We start from the raw sequence: 23,084 nt of genomic DNA on the forward strand, positions 1-23,084 counted from the left end.
CCCTTGTGCTTCCACTTACCTTTTCAGGCAGTGGAAGCTTCTTAAATTACGCCTTAATATACATAATTCTCTCCTTGGCCCGATCTTTTATGGCCTTGCCGATGGTGCCCAGTAATTGAGGCAGGATCGCGATACTTAGAACAATCAGCCAATGTTTCAGTTCCAACGGAACGGTGTGGAAGATTGGCTGCAGGAAACTGATATAGTTTACAGCCAGTTGAAGTGAAGCGGATATTAAAACGGCTAATACCAAGTGTGGGTTGCCAAATAAGCCAACTTCAACAATGGAGTGATGCTCTGAACGGCAAGAAAAAACGAAAAACAGTTGGAAAAATACCAGTGTATTAAAGGCCATGGTTCTAGCTAAATCCACTTGGCCCATCATCAAACCGATGGCAAAGGCTACAAGCGTTCCCAGAGCAAAAACTGTGCCGCTGCCCATGATCTTCCAGCCCAAGCCCTGGGAAAATACACTTTCTTGAGGATTTCTGGGCCTGCGGTACATAATATCCTTTTCCACGGGATCTACACCCAGGGCCATGGCAGGAAGTCCGTCCGTAACCAGGTTCATCCAAAGGATTTGAATGGGTACCAGTGGTAAGGGCATACCCATTAACACTGCCAAAAACATGGTTAACACTTCTCCCACATTACAGGATAGCAGGTAACGGATAAACTTACGAATGTTATCATAAATACCCCTACCCTCTTCGATGGCCGCAGCGATGGTGCTGAAGTTATCATCGGCCAATACCATTGACGAGGCCTCTTTTGTGACATCGGTGCCAGCTTTCCCCATGGCAATACCAATATCCGCTTCTTTCACTGCCGGAGCATCATTGACTCCGTCACCCGTCATCGCCACAATGTGACCACTTCGTTTTAAGGCCCGGACAATCCGTAACTTATGCTTTGGCGTTACCCTGGCGTAAACTGTAATATGTTCCGCCTCTTGCTGGAGTTCACTGTCACTTAACTGATCCAATTGAACCCCTGTTAACACCTGGGCTCCCCGGGTCAACAGACCCAATTCCTTTCCCACTGCCTGGGCTGTCAGCTGGTGATCGCCAGTAATCATAACCGTGCGAATACCTGCCCGACGACAGACCTGAATAGAATGAACGGCAGAGGGTCTGGGCGGATCAATCATGCCGGCAAGTCCTAAAAAGATAAGCTGCTGCTCAACATTTTCTTCGGTTAAATCTTCCTCGCTTTTAACGCCATGCATGTCTCGATAGGCTAAGGCCAGCACCCGCAGGGCACCTTGAGCCATTTCAGAATTTCTTTTCAGAATTTCTTTTCTAGATTGGTCACTAAGGGGGATAACCCGACCATCCTTATAACTATGTGTGCATAAATCCAGCATCACATCCGGAGCACCCTTAACATAGGCTGTTAACTGGCCCTTGGCATCTTGATAAATAACGGACATACGCTTACGAATACTATCAAAGGGGAGTTCTAGCAGTCGTTTCTCTTCATTTTCCATATCCTTGCGCCAGACCTTCCCCTTAGCGGCCATGACCATTAGGGCCCCTTCGGTGGGATCGCCGGCTACGCCCCACACACTGGACATATTTCCTTTGCCTATGTTTCTAAAAACACCTCCGATGGAGATTTCACCCTTGGTAAGTTTGGCATTGTTGCATAGGGCAGCACATTTTAAAAGTTTAGCAAATTCCGGCCCTTTCGTGCCATCAAAGCGAAATTCCCCCTTGGGATCGTACCCTTCCCCGGTAACACTAACCCGGGTATTACCAACCAGAATCTCACGCACCGTCATTTGATTCTCTGTTAAGGTGCCTGTTTTATCACTACAGATTACCGTAGCACAACCTAAGGTTTCTACCGCCGGTAAGCGGCGTATAATCGCATTTCTCTTAATCATTCTTTGCACGCCAATGGCCAGTGCAATGGTTACAATAGCTGGTAAGCCCTCGGGAATAGCAGCCACAGCCAAACTGACACCGGCTAGGAACATATTATACATTGGTTCCCCACGCAAAATTCCGAGTACCACAACTAAGGCACAAACCAGCAGGCAAAAGGCTACCAAATACCGGCCCAGCTGCTCCAGCCTTCTTTGTAAAGGAGTTTGATCCTCTTCAGCTTCTTGAATCATCCTGGTGATATGTCCCATTTCGGTGTGCATACCAGTGGACACCACTACCCCTTTGCCCCTGCCTCGCACAATCACCGTTCCCATATAGGCCATGTTTCTGGTATCTCCCAAGCTGATTTCCGTTTCCCCAGCCATATTTTCCACACGTTTTTTTACAGGAAAGGATTCGCCGGTTAGGGCAGACTCTTCAATCTCTAAGTTGGCCAGTGACAGTAATCTTAAATCCGCAGGAACTTTATCCCCTGTATCAAGCAAAACAATATCACCAGGTATTAGGTCTGCTGCGGGAACCTTCCTTTCGATCCCATCACGAATTACCAGGGCCTCCGGTGCAGTCATGGCCTTTAGTGCTTCCATTGATTTTTCTGCCCTAAATTCCTGGACAAAGCCTAGTATCGCATTTATGACAACAATAATCATAATGGTCACTGCATCTGCCCATTCCCCCAGCAGACCAGAGACAAAGGTCGCGGCAATGAGGACTAAAACCATAAAATCTTTGAATTGATCCAAAAACATCTTCCAGGGTGGTTTTTTTTCTGAGCTCAAAAGTTTGTTGGGTCCTATTTGCTCCAGCCTTTCTTTGGCCTGTTGTTCTGTCAAGCCCTTTTCTGGACAGGTTCTTAGTCTGTCAATAACCTCTTGCCTTTTCAATTCAAACCAACTAGTGGTCATGCTGCCATCCCTCCAAAAACAGGTTTGTCCTTATATTTAGTTCAAGCTTATTCAGCCTGTCCTGAAAAAAGACCCATAATTTGGTTGTAGCAGGAGAGAAATTAGGATGACATCGGTTGTTGGCTCCGTTAAAATAAGAGGAGTGGAAGGAGAAGATTCAAATGGCCTTTGATGGTTTAGTTATGGCAGCAGTGGCTAAGGAGCTTTCGGATGGATTGGTTGGAGGTAGGTTGGAGAAAATTCAGCAACCCAATGCCAATGAATTGATCTTGGTTATTCATACAAGGGAGAAAGGTAAACAAAAACTTCTTATCTCTGCAAATGCCAAAGATGCCCGTATTCATTGCACCACAGCATCCTATATAAATCCCTTAACACCACCCATTTTTTGCATGGTTTTACGCAAACACCTGGAGGGTGGCCGTATTCGTTCCGTGTCCCAGGTTGGTTTAGAGCGCATTTTGCAATTTACCATAGATTCCCGAGATGAATTGGGTCGTCCCGGGGAAAAATACCTGTTTTGCGAGGTTATGGGGAAGCACAGTAATATTCTACTGGTCGATCCCGACAATAATATCGTGGTGGATGGTATTCATCGTTATTCCCATGCAGTTTCCCGTTACCGGGAGGTTTTGCCGAATCGCCCCTATTTACCGCCGCCGGCACAAAATAAATTAGATGTGCGCCAATTAAACGAAGATTTGTTTCGGGAAATCATGATGAACGAAGATATCAATTTAACGGTGGCGGATATCTTTCTCAGAAGGTTTGCCGGTGTGGGTCCTCTGACCTGTCGTGAGTTGGTATGCCGGGCTGGTTTGTCGGTGGACTACCGGCTGGAGCATTGTGGTGACTATGAACTTAATCAGCTTTGGCAGCAAGTACAATACCTGAGCAGCGTACTGGAGACAGGCCGTTTTCAACCCACCCTTCTTTTAGACCGCCGGGCTTTACCCCTTGAATTTTCTGCCATCGATTTACAACATATGAAAGCTTTCAAAAGAGAAGAAAACAAGATGAATGTTATTTTAGATCAGTACTATACAAAGATCACCGGACTGCGACAGCTGGATTCCTTCCGTCATTCTCTTTTACAGACCCTGCGCAAGGAAATCGGGCGCTTAAAAAAGAAAATTACCCTTTATCAAAAATCCCTGGATTCTGCTGAAAGGGCAAATGAATATCGTATTCAAGGAGAATTATTAACCGCTAACCTATACCAAATTGACCAAGGCACGGAGGCCAGGGTACAAAACTTTTATGACCCTGAGGGAAAAGAAATGATTATTTCAATGGATCAATCCCTCACGCCATCACAAAACGCCCAGGAATTTTTTAAAAAATACCTAAAGGCAAAAAACACAAGGGAAGCGGTCTTGGTGCATTTAGATCAGGCCGAAACCGAGCTTAACTATCTGGAAGCAGTGGAAACAGCCATTACCCAAGCCATGCACCTGGAGGATTTAAAAGAAATACAAAGTGAATTAGAGGAGCAAGGCTATCTTAAACCCCGGGGGCAAAACCCTCGATCCCGGGCCAAGAAGGAAAAAACCAGACCAGAACCGATGTCCTTCCTCTCTTCAGAAGGGATCACCATTCTAGTAGGTAAAAATAATAAACAAAACGATTATTTAACCTTACGTTTAGCAGGAGATGATGATATTTGGCTGCATACCAAAGACATTCCTGGGTCCCATGTAATCATCCGTAATATTGCCGGGGAGGTGCCTGAACAAACCCTCCTGGAAGCAGCCACTTTGGCAGCCTGGTTTAGTAAATCCAGGCAAGCAGGTAAAGTACCGGTTGATTTTACCTTGCGCCGCCATGTGCGCAAACCCAATGGTGCTAAGCCAGGCATGGTTATCTACGACCATCAACAAACCCTATATGTTTCCCCCAGTGAGGAATTGGTGGAAAAGTTATCCGCCGATTAGCTTTAAGTTTGCTGACACTAATGGCTATTCGCTAATTCAAGGCAGTAGTGTCTTTATAAAAGGAACAATATCAACCAGCCGGGGCTTCTCGATTTTTTGGGAAGCCCCGCTGATAATTAAGGGGACCAATGAGTCCTCCTTGTGTAGGGAACCATGACTTCCCCTGCCATACCATTTGGGCACCCCTTCCCCAAGCAGCAAATAACCTGGTTTGGCTGTGATAACAAGATCGCCGCCGTGGGGGTTTTCGAAACATTGGGCGATTCGCTCCAAGGCATTGGGGTAATCACCGTATTGGATTTGACCATCCTTTATTTTTAGATCCAGAGCTTCCCAGGCACCTGTCACCTCCCAGCCGTTGCCATAGCAATCGAAATAACTGGTTCCCTGGCAAAAGCTTAATTCTCCCCGATCCGTTACCACATGGTGGCGGGAATTTTCTTTATGGATGACCTGATCGATCTTAGGTTCCTCCGCTAGGCACTTAACGAGATCTTTTTTGATACCTGGGCTAGATGTTAGAATATAAATATAGGCCATCCGTTCATTGGAACAAATAGCAATATCCCTGTCCAGCACAAAATCCTCTCCAGCCCTGGCTTGGGAATATGCCCTCAAAAGAGCTGGTACATTTACCAAGGACTGCTTGCCCGGCATTAAGGCAGACTGGGCGTGATCCCCCACAACAATAAATATATTTTCCGCCAAGGCTTCGTCCCAGCTGGGAAAACAATCCAAGATACTGGCAAGCTCTTTATCCAACCTGGTTAAACAGGGTTGACAGCAATCAGGATTATCCGCATGGGCTTTGCTGTCGGTATCCGGCAGATAGATACTTAATAAATCCGGTTTCTTTTCCTGTTGTAAAAACCATTTGGCCGCCCTAACCGCAAATTTATCATTAATACCCAATTTTCCCCAGTAACGCACTTCCTCAACACGCTGCCTCAAATCCCCTGGTGGTTGATAGGCCCTGCCTAAACAAAAACCCTTGGGACCATATACTTTCGTATCTTCCAGTTGAAACAAGGTAAGCAATTTAAAAATGAAGGGAATATGGGCTATATATTCGGTATTTCCCCTATATATGAGAGGGTTTACCGCAGCGGTATAATAGCCCCTGGGCTCTAAACTTTCATAAATGGTCTGTACCTGCCAGCCCAATTGCCGATGATTTAGATTATACAAGAAATCCTGGGCCGTTTGAATGAAACCATTTTTAATAAAAGAAAGCCACGAAGATCCATAATCGACAAACCTCCGCTCTCCCCTGTGATACCAAACCATGCCAGGAATTCCATGGGTGGATGGTGGTGCGCCAGTGGCCAATGTACTGGTACAGGTTGGGGTCATGGTGGGAAATATTGATACACAGTCTGGATCTAGGCTGCCCTTCTGGATTAAAAAAGAAAAGGCCGACAATTCACCCCGGGCCATACAATGTTCCAGTGCCCTAGGATGAAATGAATCAATGATAATGTAAATAACCCTTTTATACTGCGGCATTACAACACCCCCGCCTGTTCACTTGAGCCATTGAAAAGAAAAAACTCCTCTATAGGTTTTCCAGCTAGAGGAGTTTTATTGGCATATTTTTAGGTTATTTGACGGCTGCCTGGTTTGACAGCGGGTGTACCAGCAGCACAAAGAGGGCAGCTTTCAGGCTCGTAGGTTTCTACTGCAACCGTTAATAAGGCCTCGGTTCTTACACCGAGATTGGCCCGGACGTTGCTGCGGTCCACCAGGACACCTACTCCCACAACTTCGCCGCCCATGCCCTTGACCACATCAATTACCTCGGCCACGGAACCGCCGGTGGTTATCACATCCTCCACCACCAGTACCCTTTCACCCGGTTGGATGGAAAAATTTCTTCGCAGGGACATCTTGCCATTTACTCTTTCAGTAAATAAGCTACGTACACCCAGTGCCCTGGCCACCTCGTAGGATACCAAAATCCCCCCCATGGCAGGACCAATTACCGTCTGAACAGCCTGATTCTTAAAGCTCTCCGCCAATGCCTGGCACAGTACCTGGGTATATTGGGGGTGCTGCAACACTTGGGCACACTGGAAATAGCGGTTGCTATGTTTACCCGAGGTCAACAGGAAGTGCCCGGTCAGCATCGCACCCGTTTTTGTAAATATCTCAATGATTTCTTCTCTTTCCATGCAGTAACCTCAGTTCCTTTCTTTTTTAAATTCACGCAGGGTATCCAGCAGGATTAAGCCCACACCAATGCAGATGGCTGTATCTGCCAGGTTAAAAACAGGCCAAATTCTAAAATCAAGAAAATCAATGACCTTGGCAAAACGAATCCGGTCAATCAGATTTCCGATGGCTCCGCCCGCTACCAGGCCCAGGGCCCATTGATATAAAGCCCCGGATTGTTGGATCCAGCGATAGCCAAAGGCCATGGCACCTAAAACCAATAGGGTTACGACGACAAAAAACCAGGTTTTGCCGGCCAACATACCAAAGGCAGCACCAGGATTTTGAATATAGGTTAGATGAAAAATTCCAGTTACCAGGGGAATTGATTCCCCCAGCAACATGTTTTTTATCACAATATACTTGCTAAGTTGATCAATTACCAGGGTTACAAGCAGTACCAGGAAAAAACGTATCATTTAAAGTACCTCGATTATTTCTGAGCGTATTTTCTGAGCTGCTGCAATGGGTTCTACATTACTGGTAATGGGACGTCCCACTACGATGTAAGATGCCCCCTGTTTGATAGCCTCCCCCGGTGTCATAATTCTTTTTTGGTCACCAGCCGCAGACCATGCCGGGCGAATACCGGGGGTGATAATCTTAAACTCTGGGCCACAGGTCTGCCGAATGGTTTCAATTTCACGGGGTGATGCTACCACACCATCCAGGCCAGCTTCCTGGGTCATGTGTGCCCATTCCCTGACCTTATCTTGAATTGTCCCAGGTATGCCAATTTCATGATTAAAAACCCGAAGATCCATACTGGTTAATACGGTTACCGAAATAACCAAAGGAGTTGGTTGGGCCAGGGCATAGGCCCTCTCTCTTACTGCCTCAGCCGCCTGCCGCATCATGGCCACACCACCGCTGGCATGGACATTGATAATGTCGGCCCCTAATCCCGCCAAAACCCTGGCTGCTTGTCCAACAGTATTAGGTATATCATGCAGCTTTAAATCTAAAAAGACCTTAACCCCTTGATCCTTGATCAGTCTAATAATCTCAGGGCCATGGCTGTAAAACAACTGCATACCTACTTTAAAGCAGCCGGCATAGGGTGAAAGATCTTGGGTCAACTTAAGTGCTTCTTCCCTGGTATCAACATCCAAGGCCACGATTAAACTTTCCTTCGCCCTCTGTTCTTTATCGATCATAAAGCCTCCTCTGGTCTGTTCCCTAGCGATGGGCAGCCCCGATCAGTTGATTAATGTCGTTCATACCATGCTCCATTAAATAGTTTTCAATTCCTTCAAGTACCTCAAGGGTAGCCCGGGGGTTGACAAAGTTGGCCGTTCCCACTGCCACCGCTGTGGCACCGGCAAGAATAAATTCCAGTGCATCCGCAGCATTCATAATGCCACCCATGCCAATAATGGGAATAGCAACAGCCTTATACACCTGCCACACTGCCCGTACCGCCACGGGTTTTACAGCGGGGCCAGATAATCCACCCAGAATGTTGCCTAAGACTGGCTTTCTCCTTTGGACATCAATGGCCATACCAAGTAAAGTATTGATGGCCGATAGTCCATCTGCACCAACCGCTTCCACTGATTTGGCAATTTCTGTAATATCCGTTACATTGGGGGACAGTTTGACAATCACAGGCAGGGTTGTGGCTTGGCGAACTGCTTTCGTTACTTCTGCGGCAGTCTTGGCATCACTGCCAAAGGCCATCCCTCCCTTCTTAACATTGGGGCAGGATATATTGACCTCCAGAGCGGCAATGCCCCCAAGACCATCCAGTCTGGCTGCCAAATCAGCATAATCTTCAATGGTGTTGCCAGAAATATTGACAATGACCGGAGTTGTTAATTTTGCAAAGTAGGGTAAGTACGCTTGGATTAAATGATCAACCCCGACATTTTGCAAGCCGATGGAATTTAAAATACCGGCTGGGGTTTCTACTAATCTGGGTGTGGGATTGCCTTCCCTTGGTTCCAGGGTCGTTCCCTTAACCACGATGGCACCCAGACGATCTATATCGACATAGGGAGAATATTCTTGTCCATAGCCAAAGGTTCCAGAGGCAGTGGTAACTGGATTAAGCATTTTAAGTTGGCCAATTTTTACCGCTAGATTTGGTTTCACTCCCAGATCACCTGCCAGGATGGAAATACCGGCCCGTCAGCGCAGGCCCGTTTCGTATTAATTTGCCCGTGATGAGAAATTTTTACTGCACAGGAAAGGCAGGCTCCTACACCACAACCCATTTTCTCTTCCAGGGACACTTCACCTGGCACATCTGCTTCTGCCAGCATGGAGGATATTTCCTTCATCATTGGACCAGGGCCGCAGACATAGGTCAGGGCAGTTTTACGCCAATCCATATGCCGCTGCATTAGTTCTGGCACGGTACCTTTAAAACCCAGGGAACCGTCATCGGTGGCAATGACCACCTCGGCTTCCATTTGCACAAATTGCCCATCGCAAAGCACACTTTTCTTGTCCTTGGCACCTAAATAAACGGTAATTTGACATTTCAGGTTAGCCAATTCCTGTACCAGAAATACCAGAGGAGCCGCGCCAATGCCACCAGCGGCCACGGCAACCTTTGAACCAGGCAGCGGCAGTGTAAAACCCCGCCCCAGAGGTCCCATTATGTTAACCTTGTCGCCAGCCTTATATTGTGCCAACATTTCTGTCCCTTTTCCCACCACTCTAAAAAGCAGGGCCAAGACACCCTTAGGCCGACTGACCATATGAATGGATATGGGTCTGCGCAGCAGCGGGTCTAGGCTATCACTACACCTCACATGCACAAATTGGCCCGGCACAGCAAGCCGGGCAATATCCGGGGCTTCTAATTCCATATAATAGGTATTTGGTGCCACATTGTAAACTGCCAAGACCTTGGCATCCGTAATTTTGGACATCTTCTGTCACCCCCAAAATTATTAATGGGCTGATGATTCTTTCTTATCATAGCCGGATGATTTTTTAGCCAATACCCCCAAAGCTTATAAAGCGGATAGCTGACGGCTAATTCAAGTTTACCCTCTTTATACCAACATTGGCAAGGTTTACTCAGCCTTAGGGAGATAATTCTGGAGGGGAACTAAATCCGGCAGTTCACCTTCCTGGATGCCGTGGAGTACTTCCAAGGCGGCCCAGGCTGTATCCATGGAGGTTAAGCAGGGGATACCATGTTCTACGGCATTGCGTCGTATTTTAAAGCCATCCCTTTGTGGTTCTTTACCCCGGCTAATCGTATTGATGACCAGGTCAATCCTGCCGGCCTTGATGAGATCTACAATGGTTTCGCCGCCTTCCCCTACCTTGTTTACAGCGGTAACTTCAATGCCATGTTGTTTCAGAAATTCTGCTGTACCCCTGGTGGCATATATTTGATAACCCAATTCCTGGAGTCCCTGAATGATCGGGAGGGATTCTGCTTTATCTCGATTGGCTATGGTAGCCAAAACCGTTCCTTGCTTAGGAAACTCTGTGCCTGCGGCCAGCATGGCTTTATACAGAGCTACGGATAATTGGCGGTCTACCCCCAATACTTCGCCGGTTGATTTCATCTCTGGTCCCAAGGAAACATCTACATTGGAAAGTTTACCAAAGGAGAATACGGGTGCCTTAACAGCCACAAGTCCGGTATCCGGCACAAGTCCATCTTGATAGCCCATTTCTGCCAGGGTTTTACCTAAGGCACATTTGGTAGCCAGATTGACCATGGGAATACCGGTTACTTTACTCATATAGGGTACTGTTCGACTGGAGCGAGGATTTACCTCAATAACATAAATCTGTTCCTCATGCAGGACGTACTGAATATTGACTAAACCTTTCACATTTAGGGCCAGAGCCAAACTTCTGGTATAGCTGACCATTTGCTCAAGCTGCTGGGCAGATAAACTTTGGGCCGGGTAGACGGAGATACTGTCCCCGGAATGTACGCCGGCTCTTTCAATATGCTCCATAATGCCAGGGACCAAGACACTTTTACCATCACAAATGGCATCCACTTCAAACTCCCGGCCCAGCATATAGCGATCCACCAGCACCGGGTGATCCGGTGTCACTTTAACAGCCCTTGCCATGTAGGATAAGAGCTCTTCCTGGGAATAGATGATTTCCATGGCCCGTCCACCCAATACATAGGAAGGACGCACCAGCACAGGAAAGCCAATTTCCTCAGCAATGACGGTTGCTTCCTGCACGGAATAAGCAGTACGCCCCAGTGGCTTGGGAATGCCCAGTTCAGTTAACAGCTGGTCAAAACGTTCCCGATCCTCGGCAATATCAATGGCTTCAACGGAAGTGCCGATAATCTGATACCCCGCTTGCTCCAGGGGTTTGGCCAAGTTGATAGCTGTTTGACCACCAAACTGCACGATAACCCCCTGGGGTTTTTCCCTTTCTAAAATATGCAGCACATCCTCGGCAATAAGAGGTTCAAAATATAGTCCATCCGAAGTATCAAAATCGGTACTGACTGTTTCAGGATTATTATTAATGATAATGGCCTCAATATTTTCCTCTCTTAGGGCCCAAACAGAATGTACCGAACAATAGTCAAATTCAATTCCTTGGCCGATGCGAATAGGACCTGAGCCTAATACGACAATCTTAGCACACTGGTTGGGAATTGCCTCATTTTCTGCTTCATAACTGGAGTAATAGGAAGGCGTAATCGCTTCCGACTCAGTCCCAATGCTATCGATCATCCGATAGACAGGCTCAATATGATAAGTCTTCCTTAATTCCCTTAGCTTTGCTTCAGGTATATCCGTAAGTGAGCTAATGTATTGATCCGCCATGCCATATTTCTTAGCCCTTAGCAGGATTTCTTTGCTTAGGTTTGTCTTGGCTGACTGGCATAGCTGCTGTTCGAAGTCTACTACCCGATAAATTTTTTCTAAAAAGAAAACATTGATACCACTTACCTCTGCCGCCTTATTTACGTCACCACCACGCCGGAAGTACTCCGTTATGGCAAAAATCCTCTGGTCCTCGGCCTTTGCCAATTTATCCAGCAATTCTGCCTCTGATAGATCTGCCATTTCTGCCAACCTTGGTCCATAAACACCTATTTCCAAGGATCGAATGGCTTTTAAGAGGGCCGCTTCAAAGGTTCTGTCGATGGACATAACTTCACCGGTTGCCTTCATCTGGGTTCCCAGGGTACGGTCGGCTTCGCTGAACTTATCAAAGGGCCAGCGGGGAAATTTGAGCACCAGGTAATCAAGGACAGGTTCAAAGTTAGCATAGGTACCGCCTGTCACTGAGTTGCGAATCTCATCCAGGGTTAAGCCAATGGCTATTTTGCTGGCAATCTTAGCGATGGGGTAGCTAGTTGCCTTGGAGGCCAAGGCAGAGGAACGGGAAACCCGAGGGTTTACCTCAATGACATAATATTGAGAGCTTTGGGGATGCAAGGCAAATTGCACGTTACAGCCACCCTCAATCCCCAGGGCGCGGATCATATTAAAGGAAGCATCCCGGAACATTTGACACTGTTCTTCGCTGAGGGTCTGGGCCGGTGCTACCACGATGCTGTCACCGGTGTGCACCCCAACCGGATCAAAGTTTTCCATATTGCATACTACGATACAATTATCCGCACCATCTCTGATTACTTCATACTCAATTTCCTTCCAACCGGCAACGCTGCGTTCCACCAGAATTTGTCCAATCAAACTGTGTTTTAAGCCCCGAATGGCCACTGCCCTGAGTTCTTCCCTATTTTGGGCAATCCCCCCCCCGGTGCCTCCCAGGGTATAGGCTGGCCGTACGATTACCGGGTAGCCAATGGTATCGGCAAATTCTAAGGCTTCACGCAGGGAGCAGACAATGGTGCTTTCCGGTACTGGTTCGCCAATTTGTTCCATCATCAATTTAAACATTTCACGATCTTCCGCCTTGCGGATAGAGTCCAGGGGAGTACCCAAGAGAACCACTCCCTCTTGGTCTAAAACACCCCGCTCCGCAAGCTGCAGGGCGATATTCAGCCCAACCTGTCCACCCAGCGTAGGCAACAAACCATCTGGTTTCTCCTGACGAATGATTCGGGTGACAAATTCCGGTGTGAGGGGCTCGATATATATTTTATCTGCCATGTTGGCATCGGTCATAATGGTGGCTGGATTAGAGTTAACCAATACCACTTCCAGCCCTTCTTCCCTTAAGGAACGGCAGGCCTGGGTTCCTGCATAATCAAATTCCGCTGCCTGACCAATGACGATGGGGCCAGAACCTATCACAAGTACTTTCTTAATACCCTGCTTTTTTGGCATGGGTTAACTCCTCCTTAGGGTAAAGTTTGTATTCTTAGCCTTAGCTTTTATGGTTCGTGTTTTCTATTGGCAATAAACCTAGCCCATGGCCCCTCCGGGAAATAAAATCCATCAAACTAGCCGCTGCTATCGTTATCATTTCGCTCACAGCTAATAGCTACAGTAGTTTTCGATTCTGCATCATTATCCGACCTTGCACCATGGTCAATATAGGCATACCCGTGAGCTTCCAGCGACTAAAGGGTGTATTTTTGCTTTTACTGACTAACTTTGCTGGATCAACCACTTCACAAAGGTCCGGGTCGATGATGGTAATATCTGCTGCCGTGCCGGGCACTAAGCGGCCCCCCGCCCGACCAATCACCTTATAGGGATTACAGGTAAGTTTAGCCACAGCCTGGGGTATGGTGAGAATACCGGTCTTAATTAATTTTGTAAAGGTAAGACCCACTGCTGTTTCTAGGCCGATCAGACCATTTGGGGCATATTGAAATTCGACATCCTTTTCGTGATAAGCATGGGGTGCATGATCCGTGGCGATAACATCAATGGTGCCGTCCCTCAGCCCCTCTATTACTGCTGCAACGTCTGCCTGGGAGCGTAGGGGGGGATTTACTTTGGCATTGGTATTAAAGCCCTGAACAGCTTCCTCGGTTAAGGTAAAATGATGTGGCGCTACTTCAGCCGTTACTGCCACCCCCCTGGCTTTAGCCTGTCTTACCAGGCGAACACTGCCCTCGGTACTAATGTGGGCTAAATGGAGCCTGCAGCCAGTATATTCTGCCAGTAAAATATCTCTGGCCACCATAACCTCCTCTGCAGCCGAGGGGATACCCTTGAGACCCAGCATGGTGGCAACGGCTCCCTCATGCATTTGACCCTGGACAGAAAGATTGCTGTCTTCGCAATGTGAAATCACAGTTAAATCCAGCATGGACGCATACTGCATGACCCTACGCATGACCTCCGCATTCATCACAGGCATACCGTCATCAGACAGAGCAACTACACCTGCATCCTTTAAATCTGCCATCTCTGTTAATTCCTTGCCCTGGGAGCCCTTGGTTAGGGCACCAATTGGATATACCTTGCAGGAGGCCTGAGCTGCCTTGGCCAGAATATGGCCGATCACCGCGGCATTATCTGCCACCGGCTCCGTGTTGGGCATACAGGCCACGGCTGTAAACCCCCCCATTGCCGCAGCTTTCGTGCCGCTGGCGATGTCCTCCTTATACTCATAACCTGGTTCTCGCAGGTGAACATGGATATCAATAAAACCAGGACAAACAAGTTTCCCCTCCGCAGCTATGATTTGTGCTTCGGGATCATTGAGGTCGCCAACTTCCTTGATCAAACCATTTTCCACTAAAATATCCAAGGGAGTTAACGTCTCTGACACAGGATCTACCACAATACCACCCTTAATTAGATATCGCATGATATTCACCCCCAGTTAATAAATAGAGGAGAGCCATTCGCACTGCCACTCCATTGGTTACCTGCTCGGTTATTACAGAACGGTTGCCATAGGCGATTTGTGGGTCAATTTCGACGCCCCTGTTCATAGGTCCCGGGTGTAACACAATCGCATCCGCAGCAGTTAATTCTAACCTGCTTTGATTGATGCCATACAATCGGCTGTATTCCCTAATTGAAGGGAAGAGTCCCTGCTGCTGTCTTTCCATCTGTATACGCAGGACATTGACTACATCAGCCCCTGCCAAGGCCTCTTCCACTTTGGTATAAACCTTGACTCCCATCGCCTTTATATCCTGTGGGATTAGGGTCATGGGTCCGGCCACCCTTACCTCTGCCCCCATTTTTGTTAAACCCCAGATATTCGATCGGGCCACACGACTGTGTAATAGATCTCCGATAATCACTACCTTTAGTCCGGTTAAACTCCCTTTCTTCTCCCGGATGGTATACATGTCCAACAGGGCCTGGGTAGGATGCTCATGGGTTCCATCACCGGCATTGATTACCGCTGCAGGAATACACTTGGCTAAATATTCCGCCGCACCACTGGCCGGGTGACGAATAACCACCACATCAACACCCATGGCATTTAGGGTCAAGCCCGTATCTCTTAGGCTTTCCCCCTTGGCAACTGAACTGCTGGAAGAGGAAAGTCCCACCGTATCCGCACTCAAAAACTTGCCAGCTAAATCAAAGGAGGATCTGGTCCTTGTGCTATTCTCATAGAATAGGGTTACCATACTACGCCCCCGCAGGGTTGGGGTCTTTTTAATTTTACGACCAATTATTTCCTTCATCGGTCCCGCTGTGTCTAAGATTAAATTAATTTCTTCCGGGGTCAGATATCTTAAGCCTAACAAATCCTTTCTCTGCCAAAACATGTATCAACCCTCCTCATTTCAATACCCTTTTCACAACTCTTAGCTTTCCCGGTTAACACGTTAGCCATCAGCCTATAAAAGGCCAGAAAAAAAGCCCCAACCAGACAAATCTGGTTGAGGCCGGCATTCGAAAAATGGCTCATTCCCGATGGAAATTTAAGCCTGATTCCTCACCCTGGAGGATTTACCTTGCCGGCCTCTCTGGACCAAATTTAAAGGTTCTATCAGGTTGACTTTATTCAATTCCTGCGAGAATGACGACTCTCTCTTCTTGATCAATTTCCGCTAAACGGACGGATATTACTTCTTTGCGGGATGTGGGAACATTCTTGCCGACATAGTCAGCCCGAATGGGAATCTCTTTGTGTCCCCGGTCAATTAGGACAGCCAGTTGTACCACCTCTGGTCTGCCCAAGTCCATGATGGCATCAAGGGCTGCCCTTACGGTACGGCCAGTATAAAGCACATCATCCACCAGTACAACTTTTTTACCTGTGATGGGAAAAGCTACTTCTGTCTGATGAACTTGGGGCTGATTAGCCAGAGTGGTTAAATCGTCTCGATAAAGGGTGATATCCAGGATACCCACTGGCACACTGGTCCCTTCGATATCATTGATAAACTTAGCCAACCTTTGGGCCAAAGGCACACCACGACGTCGAATACCGATCAAAACTAAGTTTTCGACCCCTTTATTGCGCTCTATAACCTCATGGGCAATGCGCACCATTGCTCTTCTCATACCTTTATCGTCAAGTATTTGAGCCTTTTCCTTTAAATCACGTTCATTCATCGTTAGACACCTCCGTAATAGTCGTTAGCTATTCGTCGTTAGCCGTCCCCTTGAGTCATTCATTCATAAAGTAGTTTATGTACAGCGGAAAGTTATATACTATCAGTCATGCAAAAAACCTACCTTCCGGTAGGTATAGTTTAACTCTGATCCATGAGTAAATCTATATCCTTACCGGCTTCTCTGAACCAACTTAAAGGATTTATATCGAAACTTAGTTTATCATTGCTTTTTACCACTGTCAACCAAAAGATCAAAATAGCCATGACCCCCAAGGCCCATCGCCCACAACCCCCTGCTTTTGCCAGGAACCCCCTGAACGCTTTAATTCGAGTGAAGCCCCGGGATGCCCGGTTCATTGTCCACAATAACTAGTTAAAAACAAAAAAGCCGCAATTGCGGCTTTTTTGTTTTTAACTAGTTATATTAATACTATTTGTTGCTCTTTCTCCAAATATTCATTGACTCTGCATCTTTGATCAATTCTTCTCTGAAATCAGGATGTGCGATATTGATTAAAGCTTCAGCACGTTCCCATGTGCTCTTACCTTTCATATTGGCAATTCCCTGTTCAGTTACGATCATATGGGTAGCCGTTCTTGGGCAAGTCACGATAGCACCTGGAGTTAGAATTGGTTTTATTGCAGATACTCTCTTACCTTTGATTTCTTTGACAGATGGTGTACAAACGAAGCTTTGTCCGCCTTTTGATTTAAAAGCACCTTCTACAAAATCAAGCTGTCCGCCGGTTCCGCTGATATGTCGGGTTCCTGCACTCTCAGAACATAGCTGGCCAAACAGATCTACTTCAATGCAGGCATTGATTGAAACAAAGTTGTCTATCTGTGCAATTATTGAGGGATGATTTGTATAATCAACGTTGTAAGCTATGCAACCGGGGTTATCATCAATATAATCGTATAATTTTTGTGAACCCATGGCAAATGCGAACACTTGCTTATACTTATCTAAATTTTTATACTTACCCGTGATTTTTCCGGCTTCTGCCATTTTAACATAAGCGTCGACATACATTTCGGTGTGAACACCCAGATCTTTTAAGTCGGATGCTGCTATCATCGCACCAACAGCATTCGGAACACCACCGATACCCAATTGGATACAACAACCGTCTCTCAATTTACCGATGATGTTTCCAGCTAACTGAACATCAATTTCACTGGGAGGGTTATCCGGTAAGGTTGGAATGTTGTTATCAACTTCGATTACATAATCTACCCTAGAAATATGTATACATTCCTGTCCGCCGCCCAATACACGAGGCATCTTGGGATTAACTTCTAAAATCCTGTATTGAGCCGTTTCAAAGGCTGCCATTGCACTTGGTGCACCTGCTCCCCAGCTGAAATAACCGTGTTTATCCATCGGACTGACCTGAGCGACAAAAACATTATTGGGCACGCAGTTTTCTTTTGTCATCGGAACGATTTCATGGAATTTCATAGGAATATAATAAAGCCCTTTGTTGATCCAAGCCTTGTCATGTCCAGCAACATGCCAGCTGTTCCAGGTGAAAACTTCATTGCTGGCTTCCAGGGTATAATGGGGGTAAGCACCGATATCAACACGTATATTTACATCTTTTAGTTCGTCTTTGCGTTTGGCAAGAGCTTTATCAAAGGCATCAGAACCTGCTATACCAAAGGCATATTCTATCCAATCACCAGATTTTACTACTTTTGCTGCCTCATCAGCAGAAACAAGCTTCTTTTTGTACTCATCCACATAACTTGAAAACATAAATAGCTTCCCCTTTCATCTATATATTAAGTTAATAGTAGTATAAATGAAAATATGTCTTTCAGCAAGACTTATTCTCGAAATATTGTGTTAATTCTGTAATAATGTTACCCTGAAATGTTTCTGAGAAAATGTCACCCTGGATAAGATACTTACCGTGACGCAGGGTGAACGAAATAAGCTATATGTTGTCCATTGTCTGCTAGATGGGAAAATGACCATCCGTAAGGCTGCGAAGATTTTAAAACCCATGGCTATCTAAGGTCTGCTTATACCATAAAATATTAGCGCAACACCGCTAAAAATAATTCCTAATTTGCTTAATGAGATCTTTCCTGCGAGGCCTGCCAAACCTAAGGTTGTTACGATAATCATGACAGAGGGTCCTACCAGAGCTAAAACGGCATTAATTTTGAGGGCTGTTTCTACCCGTCCATATTTTAACATTAACATGGCGGCTGTCATTTCAATACTGGCGGATAAACAGCGTAACATGGCCATGGCAAAAACTATTTTATCTGCGACAAAAAACACATGATCCCTCCATTGCTATTTTTTCCATAACTTTAAATATGCTGGTTGAACCTGTTAAATGCATAGGAATATCGTTTCGGAGACAAAATATTTTCGCTGATCACAAATTTAAGGACGTGATTTTTTTGTCGCAGGCAGCATCCAATGGACAGCAAGAAAACAAAGTGAATAAATTTACATTGGCAGCTCTGGCCGGTATTCCCTTAATCATGGTACTGGGAAATTCGATGTTAATTCCTGTCATGCCACAAATGGCAAAATCACTCAATGTCTCACAAATGCAAATTAGTCTACTTATTACTCTGTTCTCTGTGCCAGCGGGAATTGTTATACCCTTCGCCGGTTTTTTATCGGATCGTTTTGGTAGAAAAAAAATAATTATCCCCGGTCTTTTTTTATATGGGCTAGGGGGACTCCTGGCTGGTGCTGCCGCCTTAATTTTTAAAGAGAATGCTTTTCACTGGATCTTGGGTGGCCGGATTATCCAGGGTATTGGTGCTGCGGGCACAGCACCAATCGCCATGGCCTTTTGCGGGGATTTATGGAAAGGAAAGGAACGGGCCAAATCCTTGGGTGTCATTGAAGCTTCCAATGGTTTGGGTAAAGTAGCCAGCCCCATTCTTGGTTCCTTGGTGGCTTTAATCGCCTGGTGGGCCATTTTCTTTTTCTTTCCCATTGTTATCGCCATCGTTATCCTGGGAGTTTGGTTTTTTTGTAAAGAACCTGAGTCAAAAAAGGAACCTAAAAAGGTAAATGAGTATGTTAGCTCCATTAAGAAAATATTTAAGAAAAAATCTCCCTTGCTCTTAACCAGTTTTTTTGCAGGTTCTACAGCCCTTTTAATCCTGTTCGGGGTATTATTTTATCTTTCCGACTACCTGGAAAAAAAATATGGTCTGGAAGGTGTTAGAAAGGGTGCCGTCCTTGCCATCCCTTTATTATTTATGAGTACAACTTCCTATATTACCGGTGCCTTAATCAAAAAGAAATTTAAATTAATGAAATGGCTGGTGGTCATTGGACACAGTTTAATTGCCGCATCCTTAGTCACACTACCTTTATTTAATAATGTCTATATCTTTTTTGTTGGCATTTCTGTGGCGGGAATAGGTACTGGTTTCGTGTTGCCCTGCCTCAATACTTTAATTACCAGCTCAACGGAAAAGGATGAAAGAGGCTTAGTGACCTCATTATATGGCAGTGTCCGTTTTCTTGGTGTTGCCGCAGGACCTCCCTTATTTGGATGGTTAGTATCAAAGGGGCCAGATATTATGTTTTGGGCCTCAGCCGGTTTGGCTGCGGTATCTGCAATCCTTTCCTTTATCTTTATTAAGGTTAAGGCAATTCAATCATCCCAGGAGAAGGATCGTACTGCAAAGCCAAAGCAACCAAAACAGATTATTGTTAAACAGGTAAAACATTCCTTCTTAATTTATAATTCCTTAACTTGGCGTTCTAAATCATCTTTCGTTACCCGTAAGCCCATGCCCGAAAAAAGCATGGATAGGATAATGGATAGGATAAATGAGGTTGTACAGGTAAATAATGGCGAGTCCAAAAATTAGTGACCACTAAAGGGATCACGGCATAAATTAATCTCAGAATAAAGCCTTTCACATTCCTATGACGTATAAAAAGGAGGTGTCAGACGTTCCGCCTTAGCGGATCGTGAGAGGAGCTGTTGGTTAATGAACATTCGTGGGGGGAAATACTCCTGGCAGGAACTACTCCAATTTCCATTGGGTAAGAGAATAAGTAAACCTCGCTTAACCGGTATGTCTATGGTCATCGACAAAGGGTTAGGTTTGGGTGAGACGAGAGACCTTCTAAACCTGTCCGCCAACTACATTGATTTTTTAAAACTTGGTTTTGGCACTTCAGCATTGTATGATAACGATATTTTAGAAGAGAAAATCCACTTAGTACGTTCACATGGTGTCGATATCTACCCCGGGGGTACATTTTTAGAAGTAGCAATCCTTCAGGACAAGCTCAGACAATATTTGGCAATGGCCAGGGATTTTGGCTTCACAGCCATTGAGGTTTCAGATGGTACAATTGATCTGGATTTAAACCTACGTGCTGAGGCAATTACAACTGCAGTGGAAATGGGATTCAAGGTTTTAACGGAGGTGGGTAAGAAGGATCCCAATGATGAGGTGGAGATTAAGGAAATTGTTCAGTTAGTTAATCATGATTTGTCCTATGGGGCTACCCATGTAATTGTGGAAGGGCGGGAGTCTGGCAAAGCAGTTGGACTTTATGATAAGGATGGTAATTTGATTGTGTCGGATTTAGAAGAACTGGTCTATGGCATTGGTGATGCTTCTCGTTTAATCTGGGAAGCTCCCCTTAAAGAGCAACAACAGGAGTTAATTATCCGATTTGGTCCAAATGTTAATATCGGCAATGTGAATCCTCATGAGGTATTGGCACTGGAGGCCCTAAGGGTTGGTCTAAGGGCAGATACCCTTAAAGCAGTCTTACTCCATCATACAAAATAATCATCCTAACTTTATTCGTGCTAGTCGTTACCATGGTCGCATATATATTCTATATAAAACCTGTCCATTAAAAGGAGCTAAGTCTATGTACTCCGGAGAAACGACCATGGTAATCTTGCTGCTTATTGGCTTAGTGGCTAAATCTAACCTTATTGCCAGCTGCGCCAGCATTATATTAATATTTCAATTTAGTAAATTGGATTTTATTTTTCCCTATTTAGAAACCCATGGCTTAGAGTTAGGCCTGCTATTTTTGTTGCTCTCCATTCTAGTACCCATCGCCACAGACAAGGTTACCACCCGTGATTTACTTTACAATGTCTCCTCACTACCAGGATTAATGGCCATTGTCGGCGGGATACTAGCTACCCACTTAAACAGTGAGGGTTTAAAACTTATGCAAATTGATCCAAGCATTATCTTTGGCTTAATCGTGGGATCCGTGATCGGTATTATCTTTTTTAACGGCCAGCCGGTGGGGCCCCTGATGGCAGCCGGGGTTGCAGCTCTTTTCGCAGAAGTATTAGTCTGGTTTCAGTAATAGACTAATACATTTTTATTTGCACCATTTGAACCACTTGTGCAATAAAACCCCCAATTACCGGCAAATTAAGCATCACCAGTTTTCGTAAGACAAACAGTAGTGCAGCACCTAGAATGGTAAATCCTACGGCAATGCCTAAGCCCCTGGCAATGCCTGAAATGAAATTAACCCATAAAAGACGCTTCGTATCCCCGAGCAGTTCAACATATTCCGTTAATTTCATTTTTTCCATATTTTTGGCCAATAGGTCAATTCTTTTCTGTAATGAAAGCATTCCCTGATTTACCTGTTCCATAAAAAACGCCTCCTAACATTATTGTTAGCAGGTGGGAAAGTTTTATACAACCTTTAGCTATTAACTGTTAGCCGTTAGCTATGGCAGTCTGCTTCGATACCAAAGGTCCTTGGCTATTTACGCCTTGGACCTTTCCTGTATGTCCTTTGGAGTTTTCCCAAATCAATAGCTAATGGCTAAGTTCTTCCCAATTTTCGCAGAACCCTTTGGAACACTTCCGGCAAGGGGGACTGAAATTCTAGGTATTGGCCGGAGGTGGGATGCTTAAAACCAAGGATTTTGGCATGCAGAAGTTGGCCATTTAAATTAAAAGGGTCCTTAGCTGGTCCATATTTGGGATCACCCACCAATGGAAATCCAAGATAACTCATATGGACTCTTATTTGGTGTGTACGGCCTGTCTCCAAGCGGCATTCGATCATGGTATAATCACCAAAGCGTTCTAATACGGTAAAATGTGTAACGGCCGGCTTAGAATTTCGATTGATCACAGCCATTCTCTGTCTCTCCCTGGGGTCACGGCCGATGGGTGCATTGATTGTACCCGCATCTTTTTTTATATTGTGATGAACTAAGGCCTGATAACGTCTGGTAACGGTTCTGTCCTTTAATTGTTGGGCCAGGCTTTGGTGAGCATGATCATTTTTGGCAACCATAATCAGACCGGATGTGTCTTTATCTAAACGATGCACAATGCCCGGCCTCATAATGCCATTAATACCGGACAAGTCATGGCAATGATATAGCAGTGCATTTACTAAGGTGCCACTGGTATTCCCCTCCGCTGGATGAACCACCATCCCCCTTGGTTTGTTTACCACCACCACATCACGATCTTCATAGTAAATATCAAGGGGAATATTCTCAGCTTCAACCCTTAATTCCTCAGCCGGAGGAATTTGGATGCAGACAAGCTCCCCGATCTTTAATTTATGATTCGCTTTACCGGGTTTATCATTTACTGTAACATAACCATCTTCAATAAGTTTTTGAATATGAGATCGGCTGAGATCCTCACACTGGCTGGTTAAGAAAATATCAAGCCTTATTTTCGCTCGTTCCGCTGTTACTTCATAAGTAAAGGATTCCACAAATAACACCTC

At 45.6% G+C, this 23,084-nt stretch carries 19 protein-coding genes; 4 read left to right on the forward strand and 15 right to left on the reverse strand.

From position 1 onward, the window contains the following. Positions 1 to 46 precede the first annotated feature (46 nt). Entirely contained in the window at positions 47 to 2,797 is a 2,751-nt protein-coding gene (locus tag V6C11_RS09355) for a calcium-transporting P-type ATPase, PMR1-type (RefSeq protein WP_333530877.1), read from the reverse strand. 161 nt (positions 2,798 to 2,958) lie between these two features. Between V6C11_RS09355 and V6C11_RS09360 the strand changes: the two genes are divergently transcribed. Next, positions 2,959 to 4,731, forward strand: coding sequence for an Rqc2 family fibronectin-binding protein (locus V6C11_RS09360; protein WP_333530878.1), 1,773 nt, complete (start codon positions 2,959 to 2,961; stop codon positions 4,729 to 4,731). A 36-nt stretch (positions 4,732 to 4,767) separates the two neighbouring features. Here the strand turns inward: V6C11_RS09360 and V6C11_RS09365 are convergent, their stop codons facing one another. From V6C11_RS09365 to V6C11_RS09420, 12 genes are all read right to left on the reverse strand, one after another. After that, positions 4,768 to 6,237 (reverse strand): alkaline phosphatase family protein, encoded by a 1,470-nt coding sequence (locus V6C11_RS09365; protein ID WP_333530879.1) that lies wholly within the window; start codon positions 6,235 to 6,237, stop codon positions 4,768 to 4,770. An 89-nt stretch (positions 6,238 to 6,326) separates the two neighbouring features. Next, positions 6,327 to 6,902, reverse strand: a complete 576-nt coding sequence (gene pyrE / locus V6C11_RS09370) for an orotate phosphoribosyltransferase (protein ID WP_333530880.1) — start codon at positions 6,900 to 6,902, stop codon at positions 6,327 to 6,329. 9 nt (positions 6,903 to 6,911) lie between these two features. Beyond that, on the reverse strand, positions 6,912 to 7,361 hold the full coding sequence (gene lspA, locus V6C11_RS09375; protein WP_333530881.1) for a signal peptidase II: 450 nt from the start codon (positions 7,359 to 7,361) through the stop codon (positions 6,912 to 6,914). After that, positions 7,362 to 8,099: an orotidine-5'-phosphate decarboxylase gene (pyrF, locus tag V6C11_RS09380; protein WP_333530882.1), complete on the reverse strand. Its 738-nt coding sequence runs from the start codon at positions 8,097 to 8,099 to the stop codon at positions 7,362 to 7,364. Positions 8,100 to 8,121: 22 nt separating this feature from the next. Beyond that, positions 8,122 to 9,036 carry a dihydroorotate dehydrogenase gene (locus V6C11_RS09385; RefSeq protein WP_333530883.1) on the reverse strand — a complete coding sequence of 305 codons (915 nt, stop codon included), beginning with the start codon at positions 9,034 to 9,036 and terminating at the stop codon, positions 8,122 to 8,124. Further along, a complete protein-coding gene (locus V6C11_RS09390) occupies positions 9,033 to 9,821 on the reverse strand; it encodes a dihydroorotate dehydrogenase electron transfer subunit (RefSeq protein WP_333530884.1) in 789 nt (262 codons plus the stop codon). The genes V6C11_RS09385 and V6C11_RS09390 overlap by 4 nt, the downstream gene beginning before the upstream one ends. Positions 9,822 to 9,968: 147 nt before the next feature. After that, complete coding sequence (gene carB / locus V6C11_RS09395) at positions 9,969 to 13,190, reverse strand: carbamoyl-phosphate synthase large subunit (protein ID WP_333530885.1); 3,222 nt, start codon at positions 13,188 to 13,190, stop codon at positions 9,969 to 9,971. A gap of 157 nt (positions 13,191 to 13,347) precedes the next feature. Next, entirely contained in the window at positions 13,348 to 14,628 is a 1,281-nt protein-coding gene (locus V6C11_RS09400) for a dihydroorotase (RefSeq protein WP_333530886.1), read from the reverse strand. Then, a complete protein-coding gene (locus V6C11_RS09405) occupies positions 14,612 to 15,550 on the reverse strand; it encodes an aspartate carbamoyltransferase catalytic subunit (RefSeq protein WP_333530887.1) in 939 nt (312 codons plus the stop codon). Before V6C11_RS09405 ends, V6C11_RS09400 begins: the two co-directional genes overlap by 17 nt. Positions 15,551 to 15,785: 235 nt before the next feature. After that, positions 15,786 to 16,343 (reverse strand): bifunctional pyr operon transcriptional regulator/uracil phosphoribosyltransferase PyrR, encoded by a 558-nt coding sequence (gene pyrR / locus V6C11_RS09410; RefSeq protein WP_333530888.1) that lies wholly within the window; start codon positions 16,341 to 16,343, stop codon positions 15,786 to 15,788. A 432-nt stretch (positions 16,344 to 16,775) separates the two neighbouring features. Beyond that, positions 16,776 to 18,104: an acetyl-CoA hydrolase/transferase family protein gene (locus V6C11_RS09415; protein ID WP_333530889.1), complete on the reverse strand. Its 1,329-nt coding sequence runs from the start codon at positions 18,102 to 18,104 to the stop codon at positions 16,776 to 16,778. Positions 18,105 to 18,362: 258 nt separating this feature from the next. Then, a complete protein-coding gene (locus V6C11_RS09420) occupies positions 18,363 to 18,638 on the reverse strand; it encodes a YqhV family protein (RefSeq protein WP_333530890.1) in 276 nt (91 codons plus the stop codon). A 125-nt stretch (positions 18,639 to 18,763) separates the two neighbouring features. Between V6C11_RS09420 and V6C11_RS09425 the strand changes: the two genes are divergently transcribed. The 3 genes from V6C11_RS09425 to V6C11_RS09435 all read left to right on the forward strand — a co-directional run bounded on the left by V6C11_RS09425 (position 18,764) and on the right by V6C11_RS09435 (position 21,683). After that, positions 18,764 to 20,203, forward strand: coding sequence for an MFS transporter (locus V6C11_RS09425; RefSeq protein ID WP_333530891.1), 1,440 nt, complete (start codon positions 18,764 to 18,766; stop codon positions 20,201 to 20,203). Positions 20,204 to 20,326: 123 nt separating this feature from the next. Then, a complete protein-coding gene (locus V6C11_RS09430) occupies positions 20,327 to 21,142 on the forward strand; it encodes a phosphosulfolactate synthase (protein WP_333530892.1) in 816 nt (271 codons plus the stop codon). Between the two features lie 85 nt (positions 21,143 to 21,227). Further along, positions 21,228 to 21,683 (forward strand): DUF441 domain-containing protein, encoded by a 456-nt coding sequence (locus tag V6C11_RS09435; RefSeq protein WP_333530893.1) that lies wholly within the window; start codon positions 21,228 to 21,230, stop codon positions 21,681 to 21,683. A gap of 4 nt (positions 21,684 to 21,687) precedes the next feature. Here V6C11_RS09435 and V6C11_RS09440 read toward each other — a convergent pair whose 3' ends face one another. Both V6C11_RS09440 and V6C11_RS09445 read right to left on the reverse strand, forming a co-directional pair. Further along, a complete protein-coding gene (locus V6C11_RS09440) occupies positions 21,688 to 21,981 on the reverse strand; it encodes a DUF5665 domain-containing protein (RefSeq protein WP_333530894.1) in 294 nt (97 codons plus the stop codon). A gap of 176 nt (positions 21,982 to 22,157) precedes the next feature. Beyond that, positions 22,158 to 23,072: an RluA family pseudouridine synthase gene (locus V6C11_RS09445; RefSeq protein WP_333530895.1), complete on the reverse strand. Its 915-nt coding sequence runs from the start codon at positions 23,070 to 23,072 to the stop codon at positions 22,158 to 22,160. Positions 23,073 to 23,084: the final 12 nt, after the last annotated feature.

The organism is Desulfotomaculum sp. 1211_IL3151 (genome assembly GCF_036763075.1).
GTDB lineage: Bacteria > Bacillota > Desulfotomaculia > Desulfotomaculales > Desulfotomaculaceae > Desulfotomaculum.

Excerpts from the sequence above, each read along its gene's own strand:
- V6C11_RS09355 (WP_333530877.1), bottom strand. The coding sequence starts at position 2,797 with ATGACCACTAGTTGGTTTGAATTGAAAAGGCAAGAGGTTATTGACAGA.
- V6C11_RS09360 (WP_333530878.1), top strand. The coding sequence starts at position 2,959 with ATGGCCTTTGATGGTTTAGTTATGGCAGCAGTGGCTAAGGAGCTTTCG.
- V6C11_RS09365 (WP_333530879.1), bottom strand. The coding sequence starts at position 6,237 with ATGCCGCAGTATAAAAGGGTTATTTACATTATCATTGATTCATTTCAT.
- pyrE (WP_333530880.1), bottom strand. The coding sequence starts at position 6,902 with ATGGAAAGAGAAGAAATCATTGAGATATTTACAAAAACGGGTGCGATG.
- lspA (WP_333530881.1), bottom strand. The coding sequence starts at position 7,361 with ATGATACGTTTTTTCCTGGTACTGCTTGTAACCCTGGTAATTGATCAA.
- pyrF (WP_333530882.1), bottom strand. The coding sequence starts at position 8,099 with ATGATCGATAAAGAACAGAGGGCGAAGGAAAGTTTAATCGTGGCCTTG.
- V6C11_RS09390 (WP_333530884.1), bottom strand. The coding sequence starts at position 9,821 with ATGTCCAAAATTACGGATGCCAAGGTCTTGGCAGTTTACAATGTGGCA.
- carB (WP_333530885.1), bottom strand. The coding sequence starts at position 13,190 with ATGCCAAAAAAGCAGGGTATTAAGAAAGTACTTGTGATAGGTTCTGGC.
- V6C11_RS09400 (WP_333530886.1), bottom strand. The coding sequence starts at position 14,628 with ATGCGATATCTAATTAAGGGTGGTATTGTGGTAGATCCTGTGTCAGAG.
- V6C11_RS09405 (WP_333530887.1), bottom strand. The coding sequence starts at position 15,550 with ATGTTTTGGCAGAGAAAGGATTTGTTAGGCTTAAGATATCTGACCCCG.
- pyrR (WP_333530888.1), bottom strand. The coding sequence starts at position 16,343 with ATGAATGAACGTGATTTAAAGGAAAAGGCTCAAATACTTGACGATAAA.
- V6C11_RS09415 (WP_333530889.1), bottom strand. The coding sequence starts at position 18,104 with ATGTTTTCAAGTTATGTGGATGAGTACAAAAAGAAGCTTGTTTCTGCT.
- V6C11_RS09430 (WP_333530892.1), top strand. The coding sequence starts at position 20,327 with ATGAACATTCGTGGGGGGAAATACTCCTGGCAGGAACTACTCCAATTT.
- V6C11_RS09435 (WP_333530893.1), top strand. The coding sequence starts at position 21,228 with ATGTACTCCGGAGAAACGACCATGGTAATCTTGCTGCTTATTGGCTTA.
- V6C11_RS09440 (WP_333530894.1), bottom strand. The coding sequence starts at position 21,981 with ATGGAACAGGTAAATCAGGGAATGCTTTCATTACAGAAAAGAATTGAC.